General features: G+C 53.0%; 24 protein-coding genes. 2 read left to right on the top strand and 22 right to left on the bottom strand.

Features of this window, described 5'->3' with window-relative positions; all coding sequences use genetic code 11:
- Positions 1–24 precede the first annotated feature (24 nt).
- From B5F17_RS01830 to B5F17_RS01765, 14 genes are all read right to left on the bottom strand, one after another.
- Positions 25–2610 (bottom strand): hypothetical protein, encoded by a 2586-nt coding sequence (locus tag B5F17_RS01830; RefSeq protein WP_087370184.1) that lies wholly within the window; start codon positions 2608–2610, stop codon positions 25–27.
- Between the two features lie 6 nt (positions 2611–2616).
- Positions 2617–3063: a phage holin family protein gene (locus B5F17_RS01825; RefSeq protein WP_087370182.1), complete on the bottom strand. Its 447-nt coding sequence runs from the start codon at positions 3061–3063 to the stop codon at positions 2617–2619.
- A 12-nt stretch (positions 3064–3075) separates the two neighbouring features.
- The gene (locus B5F17_RS01820) at positions 3076–3504 is read right to left on the bottom strand and encodes a putative ABC transporter permease (protein ID WP_087370180.1); all 429 of its coding nucleotides are present in this window, start codon (positions 3502–3504) and stop codon (positions 3076–3078) included.
- Positions 3470–4027, bottom strand: coding sequence for a hypothetical protein (locus B5F17_RS01815; RefSeq protein ID WP_087370178.1), 558 nt, complete (start codon positions 4025–4027; stop codon positions 3470–3472). Before B5F17_RS01815 ends, B5F17_RS01820 begins: the two co-directional genes overlap by 35 nt.
- A gap of 8 nt (positions 4028–4035) precedes the next feature.
- Positions 4036–6237, bottom strand: a complete 2202-nt coding sequence (locus B5F17_RS01810; RefSeq protein WP_087370176.1) for a glycine-rich domain-containing protein — start codon at positions 6235–6237, stop codon at positions 4036–4038.
- A gap of 167 nt (positions 6238–6404) precedes the next feature.
- A complete protein-coding gene (locus B5F17_RS01805) occupies positions 6405–8282 on the bottom strand; it encodes a hypothetical protein (protein WP_087370174.1) in 1878 nt (625 codons plus the stop codon).
- Positions 8279–8686 carry a hypothetical protein gene (locus B5F17_RS01800; protein WP_087370172.1) on the bottom strand — a complete coding sequence of 136 codons (408 nt, stop codon included), beginning with the start codon at positions 8684–8686 and terminating at the stop codon, positions 8279–8281. The genes B5F17_RS01805 and B5F17_RS01800 overlap by 4 nt, the downstream gene beginning before the upstream one ends.
- Positions 8687–8841: 155 nt before the next feature.
- Complete coding sequence (locus B5F17_RS01795) at positions 8842–9927, bottom strand: chitobiase/beta-hexosaminidase C-terminal domain-containing protein (protein WP_087370170.1); 1086 nt, start codon at positions 9925–9927, stop codon at positions 8842–8844.
- A 170-nt stretch (positions 9928–10097) separates the two neighbouring features.
- Positions 10098–11057, bottom strand: coding sequence for a hypothetical protein (locus B5F17_RS01790; RefSeq protein WP_087370168.1), 960 nt, complete (start codon positions 11055–11057; stop codon positions 10098–10100).
- 182 nt (positions 11058–11239) lie between these two features.
- Positions 11240–12916, bottom strand: coding sequence for a hypothetical protein (locus B5F17_RS01785; RefSeq protein WP_087370166.1), 1677 nt, complete (start codon positions 12914–12916; stop codon positions 11240–11242).
- Entirely contained in the window at positions 12916–13257 is a 342-nt protein-coding gene (locus B5F17_RS01780; protein ID WP_143287649.1) for a hypothetical protein, read from the bottom strand. The genes B5F17_RS01785 and B5F17_RS01780 overlap by 1 nt, the downstream gene beginning before the upstream one ends.
- Positions 13244–14623, bottom strand: coding sequence for a phage terminase large subunit (locus B5F17_RS01775; RefSeq protein WP_087370162.1), 1380 nt, complete (start codon positions 14621–14623; stop codon positions 13244–13246). Before B5F17_RS01775 ends, B5F17_RS01780 begins: the two co-directional genes overlap by 14 nt.
- Positions 14620–15120 (bottom strand): hypothetical protein, encoded by a 501-nt coding sequence (locus B5F17_RS01770; RefSeq protein WP_087370160.1) that lies wholly within the window; start codon positions 15118–15120, stop codon positions 14620–14622. The genes B5F17_RS01775 and B5F17_RS01770 overlap by 4 nt, the downstream gene beginning before the upstream one ends.
- 193 nt (positions 15121–15313) lie before the next feature.
- Positions 15314–15889 carry a Uma2 family endonuclease gene (locus B5F17_RS01765; protein ID WP_162608047.1) on the bottom strand — a complete coding sequence of 192 codons (576 nt, stop codon included), beginning with the start codon at positions 15887–15889 and terminating at the stop codon, positions 15314–15316.
- A gap of 497 nt (positions 15890–16386) precedes the next feature.
- Here B5F17_RS01765 and B5F17_RS01755 point away from each other — a divergent pair, with 497 nt between their 5' ends.
- Together B5F17_RS01755 and B5F17_RS01750 are read left to right on the top strand one after the other, a co-directional pair.
- Positions 16387–16608 carry a hypothetical protein gene (locus B5F17_RS01755; protein ID WP_087370154.1) on the top strand — a complete coding sequence of 74 codons (222 nt, stop codon included), beginning with the start codon at positions 16387–16389 and terminating at the stop codon, positions 16606–16608.
- Positions 16605–17342, top strand: a complete 738-nt coding sequence (locus tag B5F17_RS01750) for a BRO-N domain-containing protein (protein WP_242968687.1) — start codon at positions 16605–16607, stop codon at positions 17340–17342. Before B5F17_RS01755 ends, B5F17_RS01750 begins: the two co-directional genes overlap by 4 nt.
- 12 nt (positions 17343–17354) lie before the next feature.
- Here the strand turns inward: B5F17_RS01750 and B5F17_RS01745 are convergent, their stop codons facing one another.
- From B5F17_RS01745 to B5F17_RS14765, 8 genes are all read right to left on the bottom strand, one after another.
- Positions 17355–17948, bottom strand: coding sequence for a recombinase family protein (locus B5F17_RS01745; protein ID WP_087370152.1), 594 nt, complete (start codon positions 17946–17948; stop codon positions 17355–17357).
- 180 nt (positions 17949–18128) lie between these two features.
- Positions 18129–18434 carry a hypothetical protein gene (locus B5F17_RS01740; RefSeq protein ID WP_087370150.1) on the bottom strand — a complete coding sequence of 102 codons (306 nt, stop codon included), beginning with the start codon at positions 18432–18434 and terminating at the stop codon, positions 18129–18131.
- Between the two features lie 33 nt (positions 18435–18467).
- Positions 18468–19304, bottom strand: coding sequence for a rolling circle replication-associated protein (locus tag B5F17_RS01735; RefSeq protein ID WP_087370148.1), 837 nt, complete (start codon positions 19302–19304; stop codon positions 18468–18470).
- A gap of 57 nt (positions 19305–19361) precedes the next feature.
- Positions 19362–19550, bottom strand: a complete 189-nt coding sequence (locus tag B5F17_RS01730) for a hypothetical protein (RefSeq protein WP_087370146.1) — start codon at positions 19548–19550, stop codon at positions 19362–19364.
- Positions 19551–19712: 162 nt separating this feature from the next.
- Positions 19713–19913, bottom strand: coding sequence for a hypothetical protein (locus B5F17_RS01725; RefSeq protein ID WP_087370144.1), 201 nt, complete (start codon positions 19911–19913; stop codon positions 19713–19715).
- Positions 19913–20047 (bottom strand): hypothetical protein, encoded by a 135-nt coding sequence (locus tag B5F17_RS15195; RefSeq protein ID WP_275532104.1) that lies wholly within the window; start codon positions 20045–20047, stop codon positions 19913–19915. The genes B5F17_RS01725 and B5F17_RS15195 overlap by 1 nt, the downstream gene beginning before the upstream one ends.
- A gap of 177 nt (positions 20048–20224) precedes the next feature.
- Complete coding sequence (locus B5F17_RS01715) at positions 20225–20542, bottom strand: nucleoside triphosphate pyrophosphohydrolase family protein (protein WP_087370140.1); 318 nt, start codon at positions 20540–20542, stop codon at positions 20225–20227.
- The coding region (locus B5F17_RS14765; protein WP_162608046.1) for a hypothetical protein at positions 20539–20768 on the bottom strand (230 nt) is incomplete at its 5' end. The genes B5F17_RS01715 and B5F17_RS14765, both read right to left, overlap by 4 nt.

Genomic DNA, 20768 nt, shown 5'->3' with positions numbered 1-20768 from the left:
AGGGCGGTATGAGCCGCCCTTCTGTTATCCATACAAACCGCTCTGCCTCTGCTGATGCAGGTTTTTCCACATATTATAAATATCCGTGTCATTCAAACCTGCCTGCACAATCAGGGTGTGTGACGGCAAAGTGTCCGTAGCCAAAGCCTGCATAACCGCATCATAAGCTCTCTGCTGAATGGTATTTCGATTCTCAAAATCCTGCTGTTGCTTATTCCAGTCAAACTGATTCTGCTGGAACTGCTGATTCCATGCATTCTGTGCGGCCTGCTGCTGCATCTCATACATCCACTGCTGCAACTGCTGTTGCTGTGCCTGCTGCTGCTGACGATATGCCAAAACGGTATTGGCATCGTTCATCATCTGACTTGCGATCTGAGCATAATACTGCTCAAGTGCCTGCGCCGCTGCGATATCGCCCTGGCTCTTAGCCTGCGTAATAGCAAGATCAATCTGCGCCAGCTGATTGTTGACGTTCTGCAAATTGCTGTTGATACTGCTCTGCAAGGTGTTACCCGCCGAAATCATACTGCTTTCGGTCAGACCGGACGAGCGCAAACCAAGCGCTGCCAGCTGCTCGGCTGTCGCACCATTGGGATTGATGGCATCCATGTACGTCTGCTGTGCCGCCTGATTTGCGATATCACCCGCCTGCTGGATGGTGCCCTTCTGATTATTAAGACCAGCAACAGCATTATCTACGCCCGCCTGAATAGCATTCTGGGCGTTCTGCGCCGCCTGCTCCATATAATCCCGGTAATCCTGCTGAGCTGCGTAATACTCATCCAGATAATCGTCCATCGTGAGCGTAGGCATTTCCTGTACCGGTGTTTGTGTCTGACCGGCAATCAAGCCCGGAAGAAGCTGGCCGAGCGTACCACCAACCACATTGCCCACAATATTAGACGTAATATTTCCGCCCATTCCCGGCAAACTGATCTTCTGACTGCCGTCCGGGCCGCCCGAATAACCCTGCGACTGCCGGATTGCCTCCGCCGCTGCATGTGCTGCATCCATCGCTGCTTGATCACCTCTTACCTTCGCCATTTCAAAATCGGACTGCAAATCGGGAATCGTCCAGCCATTGACATTCGGCCACAAATTGCCGTTTGCGGGAATTCGTGGCTTGCCCGAAAGCAGGCTTTCCGGGTTGTCATACCAGTTCACGCCGTCGCTGCCGTAGTTATCACGTGCTGTCAGTCGATCCTGCTGCAGCTGCCGTGCAAGTGCCTGTGCCGCATCCCCGGTCATACTGCCATTGGTCATCGCACCATAGCTATACGCGCCGCCAGACGAACCGTAGTAGTCCTTCACCGGACTAACCGTAGAAGCCGAAAACTGCCGTGTGTCCGCATCCCAGGCGCGTCCCAGCATACGGTTATAGCTCGCCAGATCCTTCCAGATCTCTTCTCGCTGATAATCATTCGTGGCCTGCTCGAAAGCGTTTTGCAGCTTGGCGGCTGTCTGCTCATACCCTGCAATCTGTTCCGCAGAAAGCATACCGGCGCCATTGCCCACATCGTTAAAATCCTTCTCCCAGCCCCTGGTGCTATGAGAATACGCCTGCCAGTCATTGGTAACCAGATCACCGCGCCCCATTGCCATAAGTTTTGCATTGCGCTGATTCTCATAGTTTGCCATGGCATTGTACATGCCCGGCAGGTGCGAGCGCAGCACCGGATCGCTGGACGCTTCATAGACAGCGATTCGCGCCGCCATATCGTCCATGTACTTCTTGAAATCCTGGTTGTATGTCGCACTGCCCTTTGCCCACGTCAAATCAGCCTCGGTCAGTCCCTTACCGGCTCCGGTGTTTTTGCTGTTTGGGTCATCTGCCGTGATGTGGAAGGTTTTTGTTACCGGGTCATACAGATCGGCAATGCTCTTGAGACTTGTCCCACCCAAATAAGAACTGTACTTATTGGTTTTGTCCGCATTCAAGCCGAGCGAGTCGATCTTATTGTTGCGCTGCTGCTCTAAGATAGCAGCCTGCGCATAATTGTTGTTTTTGACGGCATCATTGATGAGTGCCTGATAATCAACGTTATCCTTCCAGCCCTTGCTGTCATCCTTGCCGTACAGCGGCGCTTCATTCGGATTCCAGTTAATGACCGGATGACCGACAGACTGCTGATTATTCGAACCGGAAACCAGGCTGCCGGCTGTCTGACCAAAGACGTTGCCCATCACATTGCCCATTACACCGCCGACCAAACCGCCGCCTAAACCGGGCAAACGAATGTTGGAGTTGCCCGAATTGCCCGCGCTCGTACCCGATCCGCCGTTTAAGTACTGACTGTACTTGTTAGTCGTGCCGTAGTTCAGCCCCATGTCCTTGATTTTATTGTTTCTCTCCTGCTCCAGAATGGCAGCTTTCGCGTAATCACCATCCGCTACCGCTTTGTCAATGTCCGCCTGATAGTCGCGATTGGGGTCATAACTCGGTTTCGAACCGGGTTTACTCGTTGTCGTGCTCGGGTACTTGGTCAAGCTGGAAGACGAACCACCCAAACTACCAGAGGACGAAGACGACCCCTTGTTCTGGTTTTTGATTGCATTCGATACAGCGCTGCCGATCGCGCCGCCAATCAGACCACTTAAAAAAGACATTTTCTGTCACCTCCTATTTTCCGTCTGCTGATTCTCCTTGTTTTGCAGCTGCTCAATGGCGCTCATAATTACGTCCGGAATTGGCAAGCCCATAAGCCCTGCATTCTCAACAATACTGATTGTCTCATTGACGATGTACGCAATAACCACCGCATCGCGCACAAAGGCTGTGCCCAGCACAGTATCCAGCTGGGCCGCGACCAGAACGATGATTAACGTCATACCCTTTTTGAATAACCCTTTCCAACAGGCAATGCTGTTTAAGCTGCCCGACTCGGTCTTGTCGCTCGCCTTAAATACTCCGGCGACAACCAGCCCAGAAAGATAGTCGATTGCCATAAAAACCAGCAGCGTTGTCATTGCGGCATTCCACCCGCCGAAGGCTTGTCCGATCACGCCGCCAACTACTGCCGCTGCGCCCATCACAGCGGCTTTTGCTTCACTCAAATGCATATATGTACCTCTCTACATGTGATAACGTGGTCTTTCTTCGCCAAAGAAACGCCACCGAATGACATCATCTAACACGATGGCAAGAGCGCTCAGTGCCACCCACAGAAGCGCAAACTGCGGGCAGATCTGACCCAACAGGTTGCCCGGCATATCCGAGTAATCCCAAACACGCCACCCGAGCCAAATATTAACGATACATCCGGTGACCAGCTCAGCAGCCGTGGCAATCAGCGCACCAGCGATCGCTTGAGGAATCAGCCGCCAGCTTGTCCAAATTTCGTTGAGACCGCCAATCACGAGAAACAATAGCGCCGCCAGGACAAACATCGTCCAATGACTACGCCCCCGCCAGAACACTTCCAACGTAACGTACAGCGAACCACCAAACCAGGCAAGGTAGATGTATTTAGCGACTAACGCTCGCATAGTCGATTTTGACATTGGCGACCTCCTCTGCTGTCTGTGCCTGATAAATAGCCTCTTTGACGCTCTCTTGATATCTTAAATACGGATATACATAATCCGCAATAGCAAGCGACAAGGCGACGTATTCCTGCTGCTCAAATGTCCGACAGCTCTTCTTCTGCTCGTGCCATTCAAGCACCGCAGGCCGTCCGGCCTGTACCGCTACCTGATACTGCATCAAGTTGAGTGCCATTTCCCGTTGATCCTCTTCGGTCACGCCATAAATTTTGCCGTCCGTCCATTGCAGAGGGTGTGCGTCCAGCCATTCGGCGAGGGCTTCCTTGTTTTCAGTCTGGCGAGCCTGCTGGGCAATAGAGAGGTCTACAGGTTCCGGTTCAGGCGCAGGTGCATGACTCCAAGTTTCTCCATCGTACAAGTCACCAATACCGTATCCATCAGGAATCAAGACAGGATAACCCAACTCAACAGCGGTTTCTTCATCTTCAAATACAGCAGTATTTACGCATACGCCATCTTTTATTTCTGCGTAATTTTTCATAGTTTACCTCACACATAGATAATTACAATGCCGGGAGAACCATTTCCTCCTAGTGCATCTGCATTTACATCATCTTTGAGTAGACAAGCTCCTCCACCGTTTCCATAACCTGTTGCATTTCCACCTTTATATTTGACATGATATTCCGGACGTTCCACAACCGTTACTTCTCCTCCTTTTCCCATGTTACCTAAATCAGAAGGTGCAAAAATTTTAATATTTCTGCTTGTATCTCCAACAACACATCCCCCTAACCCAAAAACTTTCATATTTGGGTCAAATATGTTTCTTTCATTGGGAGTCAAAACAGAAGCCCACGAAGTATAATATGTAGTAGTAGAGTATGTGTCAAAAAAAGGAATGGTTGCAGACACACCTCCATACGGAGCAGCTGTCTCCATCACATTAAGCATTACATAATGACTTAAATTGGACACATCTTGTCCACCATACAGCCCCCTAGAAAGCTTCCCTCCACCTAAAGCTGTATACGCTCCAAATTTCGTATCCCCGCCTGGAGAAAATATCGTACCCGTAGGGACTCCGCCAGCGCCTATAACTACATCAAAAGATTGTCCCGGAGTAACATTAAGTATGACAGATAGCCCCCATCCAGATGGCCCACCTCTCACAGCAGCACTTCCATATGCACCTCCACTTGGGTTAATCTCTCCACCTTCACCGGACGCCCCGGCACCAAGTATGAACACGCCTATTCTCGTTACTCCAGATGGAACGCTCCATTTGGTACTCGATGTAATTCGTGTAAGCTCAGTCCATCCCCTCTTTGTAATGACCGCAGCATCCACATAATCCTTAGGTACTGCATCTCTATTATTCTTTGGCGTAGGCAGATTGGTAAGCGCCTTGCCGTTCATATTAAGAGCACCCGTCATCGTACCACCACTAATAGGCAGCGCACCGACTTGTGCCGCAGTATGCGTATGCGTCCCCGGAGCCTTATTGTTCCATGCTTGACGTTCTTCATCGGTCACATGAAGCGTGTTATTCGCTGCATGGGTGTTAAGCTCCTGCTGGACGGCCTGCGCACTGCCCGCCGGATCATAATTCATTTCCGGCAGCTGATCCGCTATAACTTTCCCATCCGCGTCCAGACTGGCAACACCACTTGCCCGGCCCTTTTCGTTCTGGTCGATCGCACCGACCATCTCAGCCGTATAGTCGCCCTCCTGCGGTTTCACCGCACCGCCGCGTCCGTTGAAGCTGGTCACACCGCCGCCTGCTGCCGACGCGGCCTCTTCCGCGCTTCTGGCCGCAGCCGCTGCACTCTCCGCAGCCGCATTCTTGCTTGTATCGGCATTCGCCGCACTGCTTGCCGCCTGTCCTGCGCTGTTCTGTGCCATCTGAGCATATTCCTTTGCGCCTGTCGTATGCTCGGGCAGCAGCGTACCGCCCTCACCCATCAGCTGACCGCCTTCTGTCCAGGTCTCGGCGTTGTGCGCGTCAATGCCTGCATCTACTGCACTACCCGCCGCATTCGTGGCCTGCGTCTGCGCCTTCTGTGCGTAGGTCTGGGCATTCGCTGCGCTGCTCTCAGCAGTCGAAACCGCTGTATCCAGCCTAGAAAACAGCGCCGGATTCAGCTTGTCTTCCGCAATGCTGCCGCTCTTGATACCGGCCTTGACGGTATTCCCGGTCGTTGAAAACTCGATCTCATCCGAGCCTACAAACTCCAAAAAGCGAACAAAACTCGAAAGACTAACGCGCTGCTCAGTACCGTCTGCCAGCGTCAATACAAATTCCTTGGTTTCCGAATCGAGCTTCGCATCCAGCGCGATCTTCTCCAGGTTAGTATCCACCGTGACCGTCTGGCCGTTCTCCTTGGTAAACGTCCAGATACCGGTCTGCGGGTCAAGCTTAACACTCTTGATGAGCGGATCGGTCTTATTTTTCAGGTTCGCGTCAGACTGAGACTTGGTGTACCGGTCATCAATCAATGTCTTCATGCTGCTGAGCACTTCTTTGACTGTCGTACCCGATACACCCGGTACACTTACGCCGATATCTGCACCGCCTGCACTGGTCAGAGAATCGATAAGCGCATTAAAAGCAGGAATGATGACCTCTTTCGCCAGACGGTCAAACAGATATTTATTCTGCTGCGCCGTGCCCTGCGGCTGATCGGGCGCATCCGTGACCCGCTTGTTCTCCATCATGTTCTCTGTGATTTTATGATCTGTCATTGCCATTTCTGTCACCCTCTCTCAAAATATGATTTCAAAAACCACGGGCTTTGCCTGTGGTTTTTCCCTTGACCCCGCGCCGCAGTCCGGCGCGGATATTCCGGGGGTATCAAAAAGGTTTCGAGTGCCCGCAGGAACCTTTTTGTATCCAGGGGGACTGGGTTCCCCTGGACCTATTTCACGGGGTTTCCTGCCGTCGCCCGCAGCACAATTTCCAGCACACCAAACGCCTCGTCCAGTTCTTTTCCCTTCAAAATCACCTGTAACTGCTGGAACTTCTTGACCTTGCTCTTGAGACTGCGGATATTATTGGGTAAGGTGTTAAACGTCCATTTCTCAAAATCGAGCTGTTCAAAATCCAGCTGCCGCAGCGATTCCGAACGCTTCTTAACCCCGAAATCCTTTTCGGTGCGCAGGTAGATATCACAACTGGACTGCACCGCCGTCTTAAACTGGATGACGCAGCCGCGCTTGGTAAGGTTCTTAAACATACCGATATTACCGAAATCATCCATCTTGGTTGCCCAGACCCATTCGATCGGCTTGCCATCGTCGTTATAGGCATCCATCTGGATGTTGCCTTCCTTATCGGTCACATCATTGTTGAGCCGACACAGCCGACCGTCTGACGTGCCAAACCACAAAACGCCGGTTTCCTGCGCAAACACTCGCGCGGGAATGTTCTTCCAGTAATACCACTCATAGCCACCATTCGACTGCGGCTGGTTAGAGTCAGCAACAAAGCACTCGCCGGTTGCTGGAAAACACAGAATGAAATAGCCGTCCCAAACCACACTCACCGCGTCTTTGAGATCGGTACGGCTCAGAATATCGCGGTTAATCCGGTTAGATCGACATTTGACACCCTGCTCGACCTTGACCAATGCCACCGAATTGACACGCGCAAATACACCGCGCGGAGTCAGAAACATCGCGTCGTCCAAAAGCTGCTGTGCGCCGCGCTTGGCGACCGCGCCGATACCGGCCACGCCAGGACGCAGCGGAAACGCTGCTACACCGCTAAGCAGTTCGCCCGACTGGTGCCAGACGGTATATTCCTGTGCGTTATGCTCTTTGACGATGACAAGATCGCCCTGAAATTTCAGATAATTCAAGATCGGCCAGTCAGAGGAACCAACTTCGACATAGTTAATATCCGGGAAATAGCTGGGATCACCCAAACCCGAATAATACTCGGTTGCCGGGTGCTTGGGATTGCCGGTCACGAATACACGGTCTTCGGTGCTTACACCGTAGGTCGTGCAGATCGTGCAATTCAAAATCAGCGACTCGGCTTTTTCGGTCGAATCCTTGAGCTTGGAAGTCTTACAGAACTTGATTTCCACATTGTCCAAACCGTTTGCAGGCTTTGCCGGAGCTGTGGTGAATGTAATCTTGCCCTCGCTGTAATTGACCGAAAACTCGCTGCTTTTCAGCTCAGTCTCGCCCACCTTGACCGTGACCGTCTTTCCGTCATCCAAATCCTTGACATCCAGCTGGTAAACCTTAGTCTCACCATCCCCGGTGAACTTGTTGTATCGCCACGGCGACAGCAAATTGACCTTCTCATAGGCCGTACCGCCGCCTGCGGGCTTCATACCGTAACTGGTGGTCGGTGTATAAGCATCATCGGACACGTTCTTGACGCTCGACCCGTCATACACCAAATACTGCGCACCGGTCAGGATATACAGCTTATTTGCCATGTAAAAACTGGTGCTGTAATCATCTTTCAGAGAGTCGCGCAGCTTGACCGGCGAAGATGCATCCCGATAGATCGCCGCGCCCGCATGAACAATCAGCTCGATTGTGCCATCGTCTTTGCGGTACGGGTAAATTCCGTTGATTCGTCCGGTATAACGTCTGAGCACGCGCCAACCCAGACGCTTCTGCGGCCAGCCGCCCGCGTCCGAGATCATGTTGACCGCCAGTGGTGACCGGCTGCCGTCAATCTGGCTCTCGTCTGCCGAGTAATCCAAGCCCTTAAAGCTGCGGTATTGCCGCGTAATAACCGATGGGCTGGAAAAATCCGGAACGCTTACCCGCTTCATTCGTCTTCTTCCTCCTCGCTCGTGTACAAGTCCTCAAAGACTGCCGGACAAATATCGATGCACGCCTGCACATACTTGTTGTACTGCAAGACAGACTCAGCCTTTTTGCTGTCATCGTCTGCCATAAACAGACCGGCAATGCCGTCCGGAATGGCCGTGCGCAGAAAGCGCTCGTCATAGGGCAGCGTTGTATCGTCAATCTCTGTGATAACCGGTACATCTTCCGGACTAAGTGCCTCGCGCTTCTGAAAACGCCGCACCTGGTTCTCGTACGGCAAAATTTCCATCAGCAGCTTGCTGAGGAAAAATGGAAAACTGCGCTTAAAATCCGGGTCATTGTCCTCTTCCTCGAACAGAATGGACAGCGACGCACGGTAAATATCGCGCACAGTGGTTTTCGCCATGCAGGTTTCCTCCTTTTCAAAAAAGAGGGGAGAATCACGCTCCGTTCTTCTCCCCTCCTTCTTAGCCTATTACGTATCCCTGCTCACGCTCCGGCAACATGCGGGGCCGGAATCGCAGCACGTTTTGAATGTTATGTTTGATAGATGTTTATTGTTTAAGCGATCGTCTGCTCGACCACCGCGCCGGGGAACTTGCCTTCATCAGTGTTGCTTTTACCCCACTGGGCATACGCCAAACCGACCGCACGTACGGTTGTACCAGATTCGATATTCAGCGGACTGCCGCTCGTAGCGATTTCCGCATTATCAGAGAATCTGGGGTCGCTGCCGTCTACCGTGTACTTGATGAGCTTTGCACCAGCACAGGTCAGTGTAACCGCACCAGAGCTGCCGCCGATCTCTACATCCTCAATTACCGCACTCTGTGCGCAGGCAGCGTAAACCGCATCGGCCTTTTCACCGCGTACAAACGCATCATAGTAATAACGACCTTCAACCAGTGCGCCAGAAATACCCGGTGCATTCTTATGAATACGGGTCTCAGAAATCTTATACGGCAGTTCGGTTGCACTTGCATGAACACAGAGGAAATAGCAATTCTTCGGCAAATAGCCATCCGGAACTTTAATCATACGGAAGCTATATGCCTCACCCACATGTCCCTTGGTCAGTGCCTTGGTTCCCAGCTTTTCGAGCGAGAAAAACGGGTCTGAGCGAATGATAAACTTAAAATTGGACGCAGGCATATAGCAAATACGCTTCTCATTCGGAATCAAATGATTATCGTACCAAACTTGCGCATCAGCGAGCGCATCCAGAATGGTATTCTTGCCAGGAGCGGATTCCAACTTTTCGCAGTGACCGAAGTTTGCCACCTTGCGGAAATAGTACTTGTCCGCATTGGGCGTGGACTGCTCGCGGATCTGCTGGTTGAGCCACTGACCAGCCTTGCTCTGGATGGTCTGGTCTTTCTCGTCGCCCTTATCGACCACGCCGGTAAATGCCTTGTCGCGCTCCATGGTGTACTCCAGTACAATATCGTCGATATCTTTGGGTTCACCAAAGCGATTGCTGCCGCTGCGCTTATAGTCGTTTTCCGGCACAGTTACCAGCTGATACATGCGCACGGTCTTTGCGCCGGTAAAGTTCAGTTTATTGCTGGTATTGGGCTTTACGAACGAATTCGCAGTAAAACGCTTAGCGATTTCTTTCGTATACTTGCTTGCATAATTTACAGCCATGCTCTATCATCTCCTTTAATTTATTTGCAAAAATCACGGGCTTTGCCTGTGATTTTTACCTTAACCCCGCGCCGCAGTCCGGCGCGGATGTTCCGGGGGTATCAAAAAGGTTTCGAGTGCCCGCAGGAACCTTTTTGTATCTAGGGGGACTGGGTTCCCCTAGACCTATGTTAGTCTTCCGAGAGCAGACCGGACAGAAATGCGTCGGCTTCATCGCCTCCGCTTGACCCCATACTGCCGACAGCAGACTGCCGGTTCTGCTCGTTCTTTTTCGTTGCAGCCTGCATCTGGCGCATCTGTGCCTGCGCCTGCTCCGCCTGGAAGCGATAGTGCGCTGCAATCGGGTTCATACCCTGATCGGCAAAGGCCAGCACTTCTTTCGGAATATCCTCCATGCGTGTAATGCCAAACTGCTGAATATAATCGCGCCAGGGCTGCACCTTGTCATTAACGGCCTGCTGTCTGGCTCTGGCCGCCTGCTGTGCCTGCGCCTGCCGTTGCTGGAACTGCTCGAAAGCTCTGCGGTTGTTGGCATCCTCCACTCTCTTCTGTGCAATGATGCGGATCGCCTCATCCGGCGTGCCTTCCTGCAGTTCTGCGCGAACGTTCTGCATTTCCCGTTCGACCTGCATCTGGATCATCTGCTGTTCAGCCTCCTGCATGAAGGTTGACAGGTCTTTACCAGACACCTCGGCCAAACGGGTTAACAGTGCCATTTCGCGTGTGTTCTTGTTGTCATACTCCAAACCACGCCGGATGACTTCGGCAGCATTGCCGCCCAACGCATTCGAGAGCGCGTCTACCGCACTTTTAGGCAGACCGATGGACGTATTACCAACCGCGACCGAAACCAATTCCTGCGCAGCCTGCGGCGGCTGCTGTACCTGCTGCGGTTCGCTCTGACTCTCTTGCGGCGTTATCTCATCTTCCTGCTGGGCGGTGGGCGAATCCGTACCGGCCTCCGGCTCTGCCGTAATCGGCGTATCGCTGTCCATACCTTCCTCGAAGGAATCCTCGTCTTCCAGAAACCCTTCCAGAAAGCCATCGACGGCCATACCGTCATCACCCGCCCCATCCGCCTCCGCGGCAGCTTCTGCGAAAAACTGCAAACCGATCTTTTTCATTTCCATGATTGGTCTCCTTCCTAAAAACGCGCCCAAGCGCTTGTGCTTTTGGATTTTCAGCCGTCCGGGGCTGTGCCTCGGACGGCTACCCCGACCCCGCGCCGCAGTCCGGCGCGGATGTTCCGGGGGTATCAAAAAGGTTTCGAGTGCTCGCAGGAACCTTTTTGTATCTAGGGGGTTGGAATCCCCTAGACGGTCATCATCTGTCCCGGTGCAGGCGGTTCCGGCCCTGCCGCTGCCACAGCCTGTTGCTGCTGCGCCTGCATCTGTTCGCGCTTCTCAAGCTCCTGCACAAGCTGGTCACGGTTTCTGACCAGACCTTGCGGCAAATCCTTGAGATAATCGCTCATCTTGTTATAGAAGCCCTTGGCAAACAAGTTATCCGCAGTTTGCAGCTGCATAATGCGGCTCCAATAACTGGCCTCGCCGACATCGACATTGATCTCGGTCACGTCCAGATCGAGCGTGCCAAAATCCAGCATGACCGGCATTTCCTGCTGGATAGTTTCGCCGGTCATCGGGTCTTGCACGTCCTGCTGAATGACAACCTCTCGTGTGCCGTAATAATTGCGCATCATGTCTACCACAACCCGTACACAATCCTCGACGAACTGATAGAACGCCAACTTTTGCAGCGCCAGCGGCGCAGCCGTAGCTTCCTGTACCGCGACAATCGCAGCCTGGTTGTCTGGACGGACATTACCCAATGCAGTATCCGAAATGCCCATCATTTCCATGGCTTTCTGCATCAGGCTGTCAATAGTACTGATGATCTGCGGGGGCAGCGTCACACCGCCGATGACCGAGGTCTGCGCTTCGCGCACATCGCCTGCCACAGCAACCGCCTTGCTCGGATTGGTGTCAAAGCCTTTCGGGAACATATTGCTGTTGTACACGATCTTCGGGAACGCAGCCGATTGGACATATCTAGTAACCGCTGTCCAAAGCTGATTCACGGCAATCTGGGTCGGAATAACCTCGGTCAAGGGGCTAACGCCGTGATAGCAATTACGCCGCTCGACCCAGCTCCACCATGCCGCCGGATACAGCGATAAACCGGTATCCTTGGCGTGCTCAGTCACGACCTTTCCGATGACGCGCTGCACATAGACATGCTTCTTCCCGTCCGCTGCCCGTTCTTTCCAAAATCGGACGATCTCGGTGCAGAGGTTGTCATCCTGCTGCTTGTCCTCTCCAACATAGCTGTCTTCGCTCTCGCTCTCGATGGAATCCCATTCCGGGATGCCGCGCATTTTGGCTTCCTGCCGCGCCTCGCGCACCGTCCTGCGTCGGACGATCAGGATATACGGCTGGTCTTGAATGTGGCGGCTGTATGAGTTACCGAAGATGACATTGGTATTCATCACGAGTTCGGCGCGAATGTCGCCCTGCACGTATTCCTGCCCTGAAGGCTCGTCCGGGTCAAAGTAGAAATAGAGTAGGCTGTCGCCATCAACCGCCGTGTCGCGTAGACTTTCACGCAGCAAACTTTTCAGTTTCGTGCGCTCCATCACCCGCTCGACCGATTTCTCATATACCTGTCCGATCACCTCACGGTTTTCGGCCTTACGAAAGGGTAGAATCTGTACCGCAATGTCATCGGACACAATCATTGCCTGGAAATAGCTCAGACAGCGCCGCAGAAAATTGAGCGTTACCGGGGTGAAGCTCTTGACCTTTAAGCCGCTCCACTGATCGCCCAGATAGAATCGCTCATTTTTCTTGACCTGCTCATACAGATCGAGGCTGGTGTTGTAGGTCTGGCCTTTGCTGTACTCTGCCAGCACCTTGGCAGCCGGTACATCTTTCACCCGCTGTTCGGGCGGGTTGCGGCTCTTCGGGGTCTCGGTTAAAAGCTCATCCATCAGCTAACCTCCTGCTGCCCATCACCAGTACCGGTGTAATTCCAGATATTCTGCACTTCTTTAAGGGCGTTCTGCACCGCCTCGGTGCGCTGGCGTGCTTCTTCGGCTTCTTTCCGAGCCTCTTCCAGCTCGGTTGCCGCCTCTTCATAGTCGGCATAAACCCGCTCGCATCGCTTGCAGACCGACGCATAGTTTTCTTTGAGCCCCTCACACTCACGCTCTTTCCTGCTCAAAGCGTCATAAGTGTTCACAAGCTGCTGTTCCAACTTGCCGCGCTGAACGATATTCCACACAGCAACAGCTGCGCAACAGGCAGCAGCCAGAACGCTAACCGCCGTCATAATCATAGAAATCTTCGACCTCCTCGTCGTAATCCAAGGGTGTATCTTCATCCCACTCGTTCGGGGTCTGTGCTGCAAGCGGCTGACCGGATACGAAATAGCGCAGCGCATCGGGCGCGTGCGTCACCTCATGCGGGTCTTTCGCCACGTCATCCGGGTTCTTTTCGTCATGCTGACAAAGTGGAAGCGTGCGGATGAGATTTGCGCAGGTCTCAAAGATGACAATGCGCGGTTTTTCCGTCTCCGGCCTCACCTTGAGCCAATCTTTCAGCTCCCACCAGCCCTGTACACGGTCATTACTGACCTTGTACAACGGCACGCCATACGCTGCGAAGATCTCCGCCGCACTGCGTCCGGTATCTCTCTGCCGATTCCACATATCCGGCGGTGCAAATGTGCAAAAAATTTCCTCATTCCTCGGTGTTAACCTGTTAAGCCGCTCAGCGGCCTGCGCGATCGTCAGCCCCTCGCCCGGATTGCCGTACTGGTCTGCCTTGTCCTTGCCCTCGTACACCTCACGGTACACATAGGCCGTTCCGGTTTCATCCATCGCCACCCAGTAGGCCGCGAACATGTCGAATCCGTAGTCGAACACGCGGTAGCGCGGCCAACTGGACGGAATTCCGAACGGTGCGCAAGTGTGCAGCCCCGTCCGGAACTCCGGGAAATACTGCCCCTCGAATACATTCCAATCGCCGTACAGCATCGCACGCTTTCTGTCTTCCGGCAGGTTTTCCAGCGCACGCACATAATCCGGCGAGTGCTTCATCAGGTATTCGTTGTCGTAGACCGTCGCCTGAATCATCGTGTAATCGTCTGGGCGCTCCTGATTGCGGTATTCTCGATCGATAAACAGACGCTTGAACCAGGCATGACCCACACCGCCCGGGTTGCAGGTGAAGTACATACGGGGTTTGAACGGCACCTGAATCAGCGGGCTGGTACGGTTGGACTCGGTCATAGTCGTGTACACGTTCTCCGGGAACTGTGTGCATTCCTCAAGGAAAATCACGTCATACGCCTGACCCTGATACTGCAAAAGGTCACTGTCATTGCGACAGTAGCCAAACTTCAAGCGGCTGCCATTCGGAAACTCAAACGCTTTGTCCATGCTGGAATACTTTGCAATGCCGTTCAGAATCTTCCGCGCCGGGAGCAGATGATTTTCTTTAAGTTCCGGGTATGTTCGACGCATGAAAAGCACCTGAATACCTGGATACTTGAGGCACAGCAAAATTGCCTTCATGCGAGCAATCTCGCTTTTACCGCCGCCACGCGCTCCGCCATAAGCGATACGCGCCGTCTTAGCACGCAAGAAAGCCTGCTGCTTGGGATACGGGCGCACAAACCGAACGCTTTTTTTCATTCGGCGTAATCCTCCGCATCTCCAAACTCGATCATGACCATCTGCCCGCTATCCGCACCCGTCAGACGGGATTCCAGCGCATCCTGCATCTCAAACATCGCCTTCGTAGCGCTGGTCAAATCACGAATACCCACATCTGCATAGTCTTTGATAATGTGCATCAGCAGTTCGCGGTCGGCTTCCTCCAGATCGCCGCGCTTGAGCACCTTAGTGATTACCTTGTCGATCTCAGCACGAGAACGGTTCGCCGCCTTGACCTGTCGGTTAATGGCATTGATACCAACTTGCACGCTCTGCCATGCTTTGTTGATCGCGCGGCGCTTTGCCTCGCGGCGAGCAGCAACGAAATCCTCGTCGCCCTCTTCTGCCGTATGAATCCAGTCCAGCGCCGTGGAGTACGGCACACCGACTTGTTTTGCCGACTTGAGCGCCGTCACGCCGCTTGCATACAGCGCAAGCACCCGTTCTTTGATTTCGGGGTCGTATTTGCTGCCCATCGTGCCGCCTCCTTTCCGTTTTGCTTGCCAGTAAGTCTAAACGGACAAAACGGACAAAACGGACAAGTTTGATTTTGGGCATAAAAAAAAGACAGGGATAAAATCCCTGTCTATATACACGGTTTGAAACAATTTTTATTTATAAACAGTCATAAACACAAAAAGAGCAGACTTTCTTGTCTGCTCTTTCGCTTTATTCCTGTGAGAACACGCTGGTCAGATCCAGCTTGCAGCCGGGGAGTGAAAACACTTCGGCCTCTTTGTCGGTCTCGTTGTATACCGCCCGCGTCTCGTACAAATCGCCGCGCAGCACAAAAACCGTGATCGTCCGCTCCTCGGGCGATACGATCCAGTATTCCGGCACGCCCGCCTTCTGGTACTTCCCCAGTTTGATAAAACGGTCTGCCTTCGCCGTGGAGGGCGAAAGGATCTCCATAATAACCGTCGGCGCACCCAGACAATATTGCTTTGTCAGCTTGCCCGGCTCACAAATCACTGCAATGTCCGGTACAAACAGGTTGCGCACATCGTCCGCATCCTGTGCCGCATGGTCTGGCAATAGTACTTCGATTTCTGAAAATACCCGGCAGGGCTTTCCATCCAGAAAATTTGCAATCTGCCGCACGATCTCGGTTTCGATCGCCTGATGCAGAATACTCGGTCGTGCCTGCATCACTGGCACGCCATCAAACAGTTCATATTTGTCCTCGGTCTCCCATGCGGCATAGTCCGCATAGGTGTACAGGGCTTCCTTCTTGGGTAACGGCATATCCATCCCTCCTTTGCTTTTATTGTATCATCTTTCGCCCACGCATACAATCGCTTTCAGTAATTGTCACGACCTCTCTAAACGCGAGGTACCTTGCCTCACAGGGAGTATCACCAATCGTGCCCCCCTATTTTCCATTTTTACCTTGACTTTTGTAATGACATAATATATAATGTAATTACAAAAGTGAGGTGATGAACTTGACTCCTCGCACAGGAAGACCAGTTGGCGAGGATGGCCGAAAAGACAAGCTCCTGCAAATCCGTGTTGATCAAAAGACGCTCAGCGATTTAGACGATTGCGCCGCAAAGCTGCAAACCAGTCGAAGCGATGTCATACGGAAAGGCATCCAACTTGTCTCGGAACAACTGGCAAAATAAAAAGAAGCAGCCCTCAACCCTAGCAAAGTTCCGGACTGCTCCCAAAACACCAAACCCCAAAGGATTTGATAAATCTATTCTATCATATCCTCCGGGGTGATTCAAGGAGGATTCTTTATGAACAACACCGCATTACAAATCATCCCTCTGCCCGCTCCTTCCGAGAGCACCCGGGCACAGGATGTCTTTTTCACCCGCTGCGATGAGCTGGCCGAACTCTGCCTGTCCATCGACCTCGGCAGCAGCGGCGACCTCTTTGACCTGCTCGACCAGCTTCGCCTTGTCTGTCTGAGCGGCGCACGCTATAAGCTGGCCGAGCGGAAGGAGGGGAGAAAATGAGCAGCGATATGATGACCTTCGAAAACGTCGAGTTCGGCAAACTCGACCTGATTTATGAGGACGGCAAAGTCCTGTTTCCTGCTCGCGAATGTGCACGTATCCTCGGTTACAGTCAACCGCAGAACGCTGTCAGCGCACATTGTCACGCGTGTGTGAAACGCACCCACGTCGACTCTAAAGGTAAAAAGCAAATTATGAACTTCATCCCCGAAGGCGACCTATACCGCCTGATCGTTCGTTCTCGACTGCCCTCCGCCCAGCGTTTTGAACACTGGCTCTTTGATGAAGTCTTACCCTCTATCCGTCAGACTGGCGGCTATCGTGTCCGTCCGATCTGTGACTTGCCCCACGTCTGGCGCGGCTGTCCGGCGATTCTCGTCGAGGATGCCGCTCATATGCTCCATGTCACCCGCGAAAAGGTGCGTGACACCATGAAGGGCAAACCTACCATCTATGTTCCCGGTGTGGACTTTGAATCCCTCTCAGGGGATTCGCTCGGTGAATACAAGTTCTTTAACCGATGCCAGATGTCTGCTAAGCGCCTGACCGTTATCTTTGAACCCGGCTTCCGCAAGCTTCAATGGGAATTGTGCGGTATCGGCGTACCCGAAGATGCCATGCAGCTTCCCACCCCTGTCCTCTCGCTGCCTGCCGCCGTGCAGGATAAAAACGATAAACTGGAACGTTGCTTTGCCCAAATTGCCCAAGCGATGCAGATGCTTGATGAATCATAATAGGAAGACGGCTCATTCCGAGCCGTCTTCTTTTTTTGCCTGAGGCGCCCCGGCTTTCTCATGCTCTTTAAACAGCCGGTCAAGGGACGGCCTGCTAATACGGTAGTCCCGCGCAATCTGCACCTTGCTCTTTTCGCCGCTCTGCCACATGGCATAAAGCTCGGCAACGTTGTCCAGCTGCCGTGGCTTACGCCCCTTATACTTGCCCTCGCGCTTGGCAATCTCGATGCCCTCGCGCTGGCGCTCCAAAAGATTCGTCCGTTCAAACTCGTTGATCGCGCCAACGATGGACAGGAACAGCCGCCCGGTCGGAGTCTCGGTGTTGACGCTCTCCTTCTCACTCACCAGATGCACCCGTTTCTTGTGCAGCAGCTCGACCAGATTCAGAAGGTCGGTCAGACTGCGCGAAATACGGCTGAGGTCATGGACATAAACCGTATCGCCCTCGCGGATGAAGTCCAGCATTTCCTGAAGCACAGGCCGGTCTAAATTTTTTCCGCTCTTCTTCTCAATGTAGATTTTCTCGACACCCAGTTTTTCCAGTGCTTCCACCTGCCGCGCCTCGTTCTGCTCCTCGGTCGAAACACGCACATAACCGATTTTCATGGTTTTCGCCCTCCTTGTAAATCTGATTTCTAGACATTGGTTTACATCTGTAAAATAATAGCGTTTTCAACTCTATTTTTACATTCTTTGCCGGTCTCACCACCCGTCACAATTGAGTGTACTCTATTTTGACACGAACGGGCACAGCAAAGCCGACCATCTAAAACTACACGCAAATGGTCAGCTATTTTCCAAATATCGCTCGCACAGTTTCCGCGCCCCGGACTCTCCCCCATAGCCAAGACGGAACGATACCGCCGCCCAGGGCAACCCGTCTATGTACCGCAGCCGAAACGCTCGCCGTGTCTGACTGTCTCCGATCTCATTGATCCAGGCCGCAATCTCCCGGAGTCGTTCCCGATACCGGACGGCCTGCTGGTCATCCTCAGCAAAAAGGGAATATGCCGCAAAAGTCTCCCGCCGTTTTGCGTCCTCTTCAATTTCCGCAATCAGGCTGCGTACCTGCCGCAAATCGTCTCGGTTCATTCTTCGCGTCCCTCCGTTTCTGCTGCTCAGATGTTAGACACCATTTCGTGCGAGATAGGGGCTGCTTGCCCCTCTCTTTTTCTGCCGTGCATATTTCGCCCAGTGTTCTTGTTCCATCACCCGACGCCGGTCTTTTTGCACCTTATCCCAATAGCGATCAAACGCCTTTTGATCGATGATTTTGCCAACCAGAATCTGATACCGCCCACAATCGGTATCGCGCCGATCGCGGTTTACCAGCTTCACGCCAGGCGGCACAATCAGATCGGCACTTTCTGCAACCCGTCGTTTCAGTGGTTCGGGCGGGCGTTTGAGATTGCTGCTCGTGTTGTACGACCGCTTATTTTTTGGCTTGCGTTCTTTGAGTAAATACTTGCAGGTATCCTCAAAATTGTCGGTCAACTCGCGCAGAGAGCGCACATCGACGCTGCCATACGGCCAGCCATCCCTCACCAGTGCCAAATCTCGCCCGGTTAGACCGGTCATAATCACATGATGGTGTAAACGGGTATCCGATCCATCACGCTTGTGCGTCTCGGTCACAAGTATGTATTTATATTCGCGTCCGGCCTTTTGGAACGCCCGCCGCATCCGCCGATGAAAACTTTTAAGCGCCTGCGCATCCTCTTTCTCATCCGGCTCGTGATCCCAGCCCAGCTCGACGAATAAATCACGCCCCGGCGTAAAATTCACGCTGACTAACTTCATCAGCTCAAATCTGCGGTTTAAGGCATTGATTTTCCGTTTGGCCTCACTGGTCACTTTACGCCGTTCTGCCCGCTCTCGTGGATTCTGACGGCGAATCACACCATAGCTATATTGATACGCGAGATACAGCTTCCCGCCGACTTCCTCTTTTCTACATTGCATAACATCACCTGCGCCAAAGCCGTGACGGTCTCCCCGTCACGGCTCTTTCTTTCTCTCTTACTTCCAAAACGGACGCATCGCTCGTTCGGCCTGCTCGATTTTACCGCGAAGCGCTGCGTTTTCGGCTTCCAGCGCGCGCACGCGCTCTTTTTTTCCTGCGATGATCATCCGGGCCGCGGCTACGGTCAACTTCAAAAATTCGTTCTCGCATCTGAGCTTTTTGCACTTGATCCTCATGTTTGACATTGCGAATCGCCCTCCCAAGCTTAAAATAACCCGCCTCATACAGCCCAGTGTACCGCCGCCGACCACAGCAAAGGCAGGTTTCCTTCTCTGTCTCTGTATGTAACCGCCGAAATGCTACCCGCATATCGAGCCGGTGAAAACACTGACCACAAAGCGCAGCAATCATGGGTTGCCACCTTCTTCCGTTCCGTCCTTGCCGTAAATCACGCCAGACGGCCCGGAATACTGATATTTACCGACATAGGTCTTGCGGTTGCAGTTCTCACAGGTTCCCTTCTGGCTATTATCTCCCGCCCGGGTGATCGGCCAGCCGCGCCCGGCGATCTGACAAAAACAGGTCGTACACAAGATAACTTCTACCATTATCGCGCCCCCTGAAACTTGGGCAGCAGCCGACGGTCTGCATCCTCCCGCATCCAACGAGCGGCCATCTTCTGACGTTCCCGCGCTCTGCGGCGCTTCCATGCCTCCGGGGTTCTCCGTTCCTGCTTTTTCATTTTCTCGGTCTCCCTTCCCTGTTCAAAATCACCGCGGCCTGCTGGCCGCAAAATTCCGGCGAATTCATGCAGCCGTCCTTGCACGTCCCGCCGTACTCCGGGTTTAAGCTGCAATCAGAGCAGCACACATACGCTTTCCGGCGCGTGCAGTAAAAGAGCTTGCAGCCATGTCTGCTATCATCCATTGGCTTTACCCTCATAATAACCGCTGGCGATTCTTTCCATGGTGCGCTCCATTTTGCGCTCTGCGGTATCCCGCACCTCGTCTTCACAATCCCACAGGATGCAAAGTTGATCTAGCATATTGTAAACGTCGGCCAGCTCCTCGATCCGTGCCGCACGCAGCGCCCGATCGGGTACGCTGTAATCACCAAGCAGCTCGGCAAGCTCGTCCATTTCCTCCTTGGTCTTTTGCTTCTGGGCATCCAAACCGAAATGCTTCGCCGCCGCGCACAGCCGGTCATAGTGACTGTTCTGGTATGCTTCCTGACTCATTGCATCGACTCCCCTTTCAGCGTCATAAACTGCCCGATCGTCGTCCGGAACTTCTCTGCCGTCTCCGGCTGTTCCTGGGCTAACGCTGCAAGCGCATTTTCAAGGCGACTTGTCATACTCTGCATATCCTCAAACAGCAAATTAACCTTCATCGCCAGCGGATTTCGAGCCTTGGCAAGCTTGCCCTCGGCGGCCTTCGCCTTTTCCTCGGCCTGTCTGACTGCCT

This window comes from Butyricicoccus pullicaecorum (assembly GCF_002160355.1).
Taxonomy (GTDB): domain Bacteria; phylum Bacillota; class Clostridia; order Oscillospirales; family Butyricicoccaceae; genus Butyricicoccus; species Butyricicoccus pullicaecorum.
This window is presented reverse-complemented; position numbering and strand designations above follow the sequence as displayed.